Origin of the sequence: Microcoleus sp. BM001215392 (genome assembly GCF_036700185.1) — a bacterium.
Classification (GTDB): Bacteria; Cyanobacteriota; Cyanobacteriia; order Cyanobacteriales; family Microcoleaceae; genus Microcoleus.
Genome location: NZ_JAUBOJ010000340.1, coordinates 1 through 8604, shown reverse-complemented (window position 1 = coordinate 8604; position 8604 = coordinate 1). Strand labels below are relative to the sequence as shown.

Here is an 8604-nt window from a genome sequence, read left to right as displayed (position 1 = left end):
TAATAACTTATATGCGGTCATGCTTCTTCAGGCTTCAAAAACCAGATGCACCCAAAGAAATCGGGTTTTTATCAAATCTGTGAGTTGTTACAAAGTATTGTCGTAAAAAACCCGGTTTCTGGCCACAATTCGTAAGTCCTGAATTAGATACTTCTCGGAGACAACAACTATGCAAGTCACAACCGCAGAAATAATTTATCCTTCCAGCGACGGTCAACCAATGGCAGAAAGCACAATTCAATACGAATTAATTGTTAAAATCAAAGAAGGTTGCGAATCGCTGTTTAAGGATGACCCAAACGTTTTTGTCGCCGCCGATTTACTCTGGTATCCCGTTGAGGGGAGACCAGAGATTTCTCAAGCACCTGATACGATGGTGGTGTTTGGGAGGCCAAAGGGCGATCGACTTTCTTACATACAATATCGAGAAGATAATATTTGCCCTCAAGTCGTCTTTGAGATTCGCTCCCACAACGACAGAAACACTAAAATAAGTAAGAAAATTTCATTTTACCAGCGTCATGGAGTTGAGGAGTATTACCTTTACGATCCAGAAAGAAATGAGTTGGAAGGTTGGCAAAGAATTGAGGGAGATTTAGAAGTTATTGAGCCGATGGAGGGATGGATTAGTCCGAGATTAGGCGTGCGATTTGAGTTGGGATCAGATGGATTATAAATTTATCGACCGAATGGAGAAAAGTTTCTTTCCTACGCGGAATTAGAAGCAGAGAGGTTATTGGATCGTCAGCGCTTACAACAAGAGTCTCAAAGGGCCGAACAAGAAGCTCAAAGAGCCGAACAAGAGTCTCAAAGGGCCGAACAAGCAAATCAAAGGGCTGAACAAGCAAATCAAAGAGCTGAACAAGCAAATCAAATTGCTCAGCGTTTAGCTGCCAAACTGCGTGAATTAAACATCAACCCAGATAGCATTTAAGCCCGAATTAACGCTCAGAAACCTGGTTTGTTTGAAAAATCGGGTTTCTGCCGATCGCGCTCATTGATGCTTTTAACATACAGTCAACTGTCAATTAAGAGAAGAGGGCGGGCACTCTTGGCACCGCCCCTACAAACTGACAACTGTCAACGGCCGATCGCCCTTTCCCCTCTTCTACGCAATTACCGAATAATTTTAGTAAAAATCCATACATCCAAATTAACAAACTCGACAATATTACTGATAATTCAACAATAAAAAATTGAAAAAGTTCTCCAGTTTAGGTAAAATTGTCAACAATAACAAAATTAAGGTACAATCGCCACCATTAGATGGCAGATGGCGAAAAACATCGCATATAAAAGAAAAAACGACAATTTTACATACTGAGGTGAAAACCCTTGCAAAAATTAGCTAACAGAGAAAAAGCGATCGACTCTGGGGAAAAATCCATATCAGTCAACACCCAAAACGCTCAAACGCTTTACGATCGCGGAAACGCCCTTGAAGCAATGGGACGCTTGCCGGCGGCACTCGAATCTTGGTCAAAGGCGATCGAACTCGAACCAAAATTTCACGAAGCTTGGTATAACAAAGGCGTAGCCTTCAGAAGGTTGGGACAGCTACCCGAAGCAATCTCGGCTTACAACAAAGCCTTGAAAATTCAACCAAACAATGCAGAAGCGTGGTACAATCGCGCGAATGTGTTGCGGAAGCTCAACAGACTCTCAGAAGCGATCGCCTCCTACGAACAGGCGATCGAACTCAAACCCAATTATCACGAAGCTTGGACGAACCGCGGCAACACCCTGGTTAACTTAGAAAAATTCTCAGAAGCCCTCGACTCCTACGACAAAGCGATCGCCATCAAAGCAGACTACTCTGAAGCTTGGTACAACAAAGCATTCGCCCTAAAAAACTCCGGCCAAAATACAGCGGCGATCGCCTCCTACGACAAAGCGCTCGAAATAAGACCAGACTTGCATCAAGCTTGGTACAACCGCGGCTTGGCCCTAGCAGATGAAAAACTTTACTCCGAAGCCGTCGCCTCCTACGACAAAACTCTGCAACTGCGGCCCAATTCCCCGGAAGTCTTGAACAAGCGCGGCACGGCGATCGCCCAAATGGGAAAATTTAAAGACGCGATCGCCTGCTGGGACAAAGCCATCGCACTCAAGCCAGACGATAGCGAAACCTGGTACAACCGCGGGCTGGCCTTAGCCAACTTAAAACGTTTTGAAGAAGCAGTCGCCTCTTGGGACAAAACCCTAGAATTACAGCCCAAAAATACCGAAGCCTTATACAACCGCGCCGTCGCCCTCAGAAAAATTGAACGATTTGCCGAAGCGATCTCTTCCTACGATAAAATCATCGCACTCACACCAAATGATGCAAATCTTTACTATCAAAAAGCCTGCATCTATGCCCTAGAAAAATCAGCAGGCGATCGCACAAACAGCCCGAAAGCTGTAGCAACCAGCACCCGCAAAGCGATCGAAAACTTATCAAGGGCGATCGATCTCAATCCGGAAAAATACCGTAAATTATGCCAGAATGACTCTAAATTGCGTACAATACGGGAAGAAGTGCGGTTTTTAGCTTGATTTCAGGGTAGCAATGATTGATGGATACCGATGCCGCACTGCAACCTTTTGTAGGCAAAACAGCACCACAACTCCCAATCATGCAAACCCTAGACAAAACTCAAGCAAAATTCGCTCAACTCGCAGCGCATCTGGGCGAAGTTACCGACATCGAATCAGCCTCGTCGCTGCTGCATTGGGATCAGGCGACTTATATGCCCGCCAAAGGTGCAACTGCTAGAGGTCGCCAGTTGGCCACACTCAAGCAAATATCCCACGAAAAATTTACAGATCCAAAGATTGGTGAACTCCTAGAAGACTTGCGTTTCTACGAACAAACTCTTCCCTACGACTCCACCGCAGCCAGCCTGATCCGCATCGCCCGCAGAGATTACGATCGCGCCGCCAGAGTCCCCGCCACCTTCATGTCCGCACTCTGCCGCCACCAAGCCGACTGCTACGAAGTTTGGGCCACCGCCAAAGCAGCCAACAACTTCGCAGCCGTCGAACCCTATCTCGAAAAAACCTTAGAATTAAGCAGGCAGTACGCCGACTTTTTCCCCGGATACGAACACATTGCCGATCCTTTGATCGATCGCAGCGACTATGGTATGAAAGTATCCCTGCTGCGCCCGCTGTTCGCCCAACTGCGTCAAGAATTAGTGCCGATAGTCGAAGCCATCACCTCCCAACCTCCCGCCGACGACTCCTGCTTGCACCAAAAATTCCCAGAATCTCAACAGCTAGAATTCACCCGCACAGTCGTAGAACGCATGGGGTACGACTTCCAGCGCGGACGCCAAGACACCACCCTGCACCCCTTCATGACCAACTTCTCCATAGACGACGTGCGCATCACCACCCGCGTCTACGAAGATCACCTCGATCAAGCCCTCTTCAGCAGCATCCACGAAGCCGGACACGCCCTCTACGAACTCGGCAATTCTCCGGAATTTGAAGGCACATTACTCGCCGGTGGCATTTCCTCCGGCGTGCACGAAAGCCAGTCCCGACTTTGGGAAAATTTAGTCGGGCGCAGCCGCGGTTTTTGGCATTGTTTTTACCCGCAACTGCAAAGCCTGTTCCCGCAGCAGTTGGGCGCAGTATCCCCAGACGTATTTTACCGCGGCATTAACAAAGTCGCGCGATCGCTCGTCCGCACCGACGCTGACGAAGTAACCTACAACCTCCACGTCGCCATCCGCTTTGACCTAGAATTGGCAATGGTAGAGGGGAAATTAGCCGTGCGAGACCTTCCCGAAGCCTGGAACGATCGCTATAAAACAGACCTCGGTGTTGTCCCCGCTACCGACAGCGACGGCGCCATGCAAGATGTTCACTGGTACGTCGGGACGATCGGCGGAATGTTTCAAGGTTACACCCTCGGCAACTTGATGAGCGCTCAATTCTACGAAACAGCACTCAAAAACTGTCCCGAAATTCCCGCACAAATAGAACAGGGAAACTTTAGCGTACTCCACGACTGGCTCAAACAAAACATCTACGACCACGGCCGCAAATACACCGCCGTCGAATTGATCGATCGCGTCACCGGTTCACCTTTAACTATCGATCCGTTTGTTCGCTACATTCGCCACAAATACGGCGAATTTTATGTCATTTGAGGGATAGCAATTTCAGATTGCAGACTTTAAGATGAGATTAAAAAAAGTAGGCGCCTAAAAAAAGAGGGCGATACTATATTAGTATCGCCCTCTTTCACGCTAGAAAATCAAAAATCTCAAATAAGGGAGTATCTATGTCTGAACTCTTTGAGGCTGTTATTGCCAGCGACGAAAAAAACGATTTGCGGCAGTTTGCCAGCGATTTGCGGGTTTTGGGAAACAAATATTTGCTGCGAAACGACATAGTTAGCGCTTTTGCTGCCTACTGCACCAAATACGAAAAGCCCGAACAGTTCCATCAATCTTCTCATTTGAGCAAACTGATTTATTACGTTCAGGAAATTATTCTCGAACCAGGCAGCCTTTGCGTCTTGCTGCGGCCAAAAATTGCTACCATGGAAATAGTGCGAGTCGGAGACGACTTGACACTGGAACCGATGACAGTCCAAGAATTGCTCGACGTGCGCGATCGCTTCGTCAATCACTTTCACCCCCAAGAAGGCGACATCCTCGAACTAGATTTCGGCCCGTTTTACGACTATTCCCCCTCCATACGCGACCCCAAAAATATCGGTAAAGGAGTGCAATTCCTCAACCGATATATGTCGAGCAAACTCTTTCAAGACTCCAAACAGTGGCAGCAAACTCTATTTGATTTCTTGCGCATTCACCGCTACAACGGCGTACAATTACTAATTAACGATCGCATAAAATCCCAAGAACAACTTTCCGAACAAGTCAAAAAAGCCCTCACTTTTGTCAGCGAACTTGCTGAAGAAGAACCCTACGAAAGATTTCGATTTGTCTTGCAAATGATGGGTTTTGACGCAGGTTGGGGAAATACCGCAGCCCGCGTGCAAGAAACTATAGGAATTCTCGATGAATTAATTGATTCCCCCGATCCACAAGCCCTAGAAGCATTTATTTCTCGGATTCCGATGATTTTCAAAATCGTCCTAGTTTCTCCTCATGGCTGGTTCGGGCAAGAAGGAGTTTTGGGGCGGCCGGATACGGGCGGTCAAGTAGTTTATGTCCTCGATCAAGCCAAGAATTTAGAGAGACAACTGCAAGAAGACATTCATCTGGCCGGTCTCGATATTTTAGGCGTTAAACCTAAAGTAATTATTCTCACCAGGTTAATTCCCAACAGCGACGGCACACGCTGCAACGAGCGTCTGGAAAAAGTTCACGGCACCGAAAATGCTTGGATTCTGCGGGTGCCCTTCCGCGAATTCAATCCCAAATTGACTCAAAATTGGATTTCGCGCTTCGAGATTTGGCCCTATTTAGAAACTTACGCGCTCGACGCTGAAAAAGAACTGCTGGCAGAGTTTCAAGGCAAGCCAGATTTAATTGTCGGCAACTATTCTGATGGGAACTTGGTAGCATTTTTGCTGTCTCGAAAACTCAAAGTTACTCAATGCAATATTGCCCACGCGCTCGAAAAGTCTAAATATTTGTTCAGCAATCTCTACTGGCAAGAGTCTGAGGAAAAATACCATTTTGCCCTACAATTTACGGCCGATATTATTGCCATGAATGCGGCTAATTGTATTGTCAGCAGCACCTATCAAGAAATTGTGGGCAAACCCGATAGTGTCGGGCAGTACGAATCTTACAATTGTTTTACCATGCCGGATTTGTACCACGTCGTCAACGGCATTGAACTGTTCAGTCCTAAATTTAACGTCGTGCCGCCGGGAGTCAACGAAAGTGTATACTTTCCCTATACGCGCAGCCAAGACAGGGTGCAGGGCGATCGCGATCGGCTCAACGAACTACTTTTTACCCTAGAAGACCCCGAACAAGTCTTCGGAACACTCGACGACCCACAAAAGCGCCCTTTATTTTCCATGGCCAGGCTCGATCGCATTAAAAACCTGACTGGCTTAGCAGAATTGTTTGGAAAAAGCAAGAAACTGCAAGAAAAATGCAACTTAATTCTAGTAGCTGGCAAGCTGAGAGTCGAAGAAACCGAAGACTACGAAGAAGCCGAAGAAATTAAAAAGCTCTACGCAATTATCGACCAATACAACCTGCACGGTAAAATTCGCTGGCTGGGAGTACGGCTTTCCAAAAGCCTCTCCGGCGAAATCTACCGGGTAATCGCCGACGGCCAAGGTATATTTGTACAGCCAGCTTTATTTGAAGCTTTCGGCTTGACAATTCTCGAAGCAATGATTACCGGGATTCCCACTTTCGGGACGCAGTTTGGCGGCCCTCTAGAAATCATTCAAGACGGGGTAAACGGGTTTTATATTAACCCGACCCAACACCAAGAAACCGCCCAAATAATTCTAGATTTTTTATCGAAATGCGAACACAATCCCAACTATTGGTATGAAATTTCAACGCGAGGAATAGACCGAGTTTACAGCACGTATACTTGGAAAATTCACACTAACAAGCTGCTCAACCTTGCCAAGACTTACGGTTTCTGGAACTACTCATCTAAGGAAAACCGCGAAGATATGCTCCGCTATATAGAAGCGCTGTTTTATCTGATTTACAAGCCGAGAGCCAAAGCTTTGCTGGAGGAACACGCAAACCGATAAGCGGCGAGTTTTTGTTTGTAGGGGCCGGTTGAGACAAAAAACTTGACCTTTCATGGATCGACCTTGTACAAAACCCGCCTTTGAGTTGACAGTTGACCACTTGAGGGCAACCTCTACCTCAAACTCCGAGGATTGGACTAATGAATAGTCTTCTTTTAATCTCTCAAGGGCGATCGGGGCTCCGGCTTTCAACCAATTCTTTCGGGTAAATATTTGTAAATAAGAGCAGGTTTTGTACAATAGGACTGAGGCGAAGAAACCCGGTTTATACGAAAATATTGGGTTTGGTAACGAAACATCTTGGAATCAACCGAGTTTAGTCGGCATAGTGCGAAGCGGCCCCTACTTCCCAGTCGTAACTTGCAACTCGCAACTGCTGACTGTGGCTGTCCCCATTACCAAATTCTAGAGACCTCGGCAGAGATAGCAACCGCCCAGACAGTTAAGACGTTCTTAATGGCCCAAACATCAGCGGTGGATGGCTTTTTCGATCGCACTTCTGTCTTTTATCTGTTACATCGGTTACTTGTATCGGCTGCCGAACTTCCTTTGTCTGGTTCGCGTCTTCGCGGTTAGTAAAAAAATCATATTCAAAACATCCGTTAAATCGGTTACACAATCCGCGATCGAACTTCCTTGGGGATTCTACTATATTTCTCAGAAAGCTGTCCGGGTAATACAATGAGATTGAGAAACATAGAAAACAGGGAAACCTTGTCAAACCTCACCAACAGGATGAAACTTATGCGTGTAACTACTGTTACGATTTTCAGCTTGCTCGCTCTGCTCGCTCCAGGGTTGACCAGAAAGGCAAATGCAGCTTTCGAGTCCAAACCCTTTGTGCAGGAACAGTACCGCAGAGACTTTGCAGCTCCCGCCGATCCTGGTGCGTCGGCACAGCCTGATGCAAATTCCCAAGGAGATATGTTTAACAAACCTTTTTATGCAGGCGAGCAAAAGCCTGTCAGAAAAGAAAAAACTATCTCAGCAGGAGCTGACGGCCCAGAAGTTGCCGCCATACAGCAGCGGTTGCAGGTGCACGGTTTCTCGATCGGCACGATCGACGGTTCCTACGGTTCTCGCACCACATCGGCTGTCAGCGCCTTTCAGCAGTCGAAAGGGTTGCAGTCAGACGGTATTGTGGACAAAGAAACTTGGACAGCTCTAGCAGCAGATCCGGCCCCAGCTTCTGAAACTTTGCAGAGCAATGCTCCAATTCAGAACAACCCTCCTGCTCCCGGCAATCCGGCAAATGCTCTGACTAAAGGCGCTGCCGGCTCCAAGGTGAAGACGCTACAGGTGCGTTTGGAAGTCCAGGGTTACGATCCGGGCCCGATCGATGGGATTTTTGGCGCTCGCACTGCTACGGCTGTGAAGAAATTTCAGGAATATAAGGGTTTGACTGCTGACGGTGTGGTGGACGAAATCACCTGGAAGGCGATCGGACAAAACTAAGTCACGAGTTCAAAATACGGAAAATTGCTGTGGCGATGACTGATCGGTGAACCCGGCGTCCAAAAATGACCGGGTTTTTGGATGTTGACGCATCGCTCTGTTGTGTGTTATAATTTTTCAGTGTCAAAATGCGGATATGGCGAAATTGGCAGACGCGCCAGATTTAGGTTCTGGTTCCGAAAGGAGTGAAGGTTCAAGTCCTTTTATCCGCACTACACTCAACGCTTTGTACATCAATAGTTTCAAGTTTGTTATACCCTTGAAAATTGAACTTTCCGCTCATCCTTCGCTCTTTTAGGTGCTGAGGATTTCTAGAACGGCCTCTATATCCGCCAAGTTAGCTCGAGATTTTTTGTGCCGAGCCTTCAGTTGGTTGAGTAAGTCGGCCGACTCTGGGAATTCTGCGACTGCCGGAGTCGAACTTTTGCTTTCAGGGCGATCGGGCCGCACCT

At 47.2% G+C, this 8604-nt stretch carries 5 protein-coding genes, 1 tRNA gene and 1 pseudogene; all 7 read left to right on the top strand.

What is annotated here, in order from left to right; translation table 11 throughout:
- Nucleotides 1-169 precede the first annotated feature (169 nt).
- The 7 genes and pseudogenes from QT974_RS26960 (at nucleotide 170) to QT974_RS26930 (ending at nucleotide 8364) form a co-directional block, all read left to right on the top strand.
- A pseudogene (locus QT974_RS26960) lies at nucleotides 170-934 on the top strand (Uma2 family endonuclease).
- A 401-nt stretch (nucleotides 935-1335) separates the two neighbouring features.
- The gene (locus tag QT974_RS26955; RefSeq protein ID WP_333471478.1) at nucleotides 1336-2538 is read left to right on the top strand and encodes a tetratricopeptide repeat protein; all 1203 of its coding nucleotides are present in this window, start codon (nucleotides 1336-1338) and stop codon (nucleotides 2536-2538) included.
- An 80-nt stretch (nucleotides 2539-2618) separates the two neighbouring features.
- Nucleotides 2619-4142 (top strand): carboxypeptidase M32, encoded by a 1524-nt coding sequence (locus QT974_RS26950; protein WP_333471479.1) that lies wholly within the window; start codon nucleotides 2619-2621, stop codon nucleotides 4140-4142.
- A 134-nt stretch (nucleotides 4143-4276) separates the two neighbouring features.
- The gene (locus QT974_RS26945; RefSeq protein ID WP_333471477.1) at nucleotides 4277-6697 is read left to right on the top strand and encodes a sucrose synthase; all 2421 of its coding nucleotides are present in this window, start codon (nucleotides 4277-4279) and stop codon (nucleotides 6695-6697) included.
- Nucleotides 6698-6929: 232 nt separating this feature from the next.
- On the top strand, nucleotides 6930-7106 hold the full coding sequence (locus tag QT974_RS26940) for a hypothetical protein (protein WP_333471476.1): 177 nt from the start codon (nucleotides 6930-6932) through the stop codon (nucleotides 7104-7106).
- 335 nt (nucleotides 7107-7441) lie between these two features.
- Nucleotides 7442-8152, top strand: coding sequence for a peptidoglycan-binding domain-containing protein (locus QT974_RS26935; protein WP_333471475.1), 711 nt, complete (start codon nucleotides 7442-7444; stop codon nucleotides 8150-8152).
- A 130-nt stretch (nucleotides 8153-8282) separates the two neighbouring features.
- Nucleotides 8283-8364: transfer RNA gene (locus QT974_RS26930), tRNA-Leu, on the top strand.
- The last annotated feature ends 240 nt before the right edge of the window (nucleotides 8365-8604 follow it).

Coding starts and splice junctions, on each gene's coding strand:
- QT974_RS26950 (WP_333471479.1), top strand. CDS start 2,619: ATGCAAACCCTAGACAAAACTCAAGCAAAATTCGCTCAACTCGCAGCG.
- QT974_RS26935 (WP_333471475.1), top strand. CDS start 7,442: ATGCGTGTAACTACTGTTACGATTTTCAGCTTGCTCGCTCTGCTCGCT.
- QT974_RS26945 (WP_333471477.1), top strand. CDS start 4,277: ATGTCTGAACTCTTTGAGGCTGTTATTGCCAGCGACGAAAAAAACGAT.